1 protein-coding gene is annotated in these 231 nt (G+C 58.0%); it reads left to right on the top strand.

Going from position 1 to position 231, the window contains the following annotated elements; genetic code table 11:
* A partial coding sequence (locus P0D80_RS51755; RefSeq protein ID WP_408296833.1) for a Tn3 family transposase occupies window positions 1–231 on the top strand: 231 nt, incomplete at both ends.

Here is a 231-nt window from a genome sequence, read left to right as displayed (position 1 = left end):
GGATCGGCTACTATCACGTATCCGACATGTACATTGCGCTGTTCAGTCACTTCATCCCGTGCGGCGTCCACGAAGCCGTCTACATCCTCGATGAGCTGATCCTGAATGGCGCAGACGTCAAGCCCGATACGATCCACGGCGATACGCAGGCGCAAAGCGGTCCGGTCTTCGGTCTGTCGTACGTGGTGGGCATCAACCTGACGCCACGCATGCGCAACATCAAGGATCTCG

Source organism: Paraburkholderia sp. RL17-373-BIF-A (assembly GCF_046030175.1).
GTDB lineage: Bacteria > Pseudomonadota > Gammaproteobacteria > Burkholderiales > Burkholderiaceae > Paraburkholderia.
Note: the sequence above shows the minus strand (reverse complement) of the source record. Positions and strands in the feature narration are given on the sequence as shown.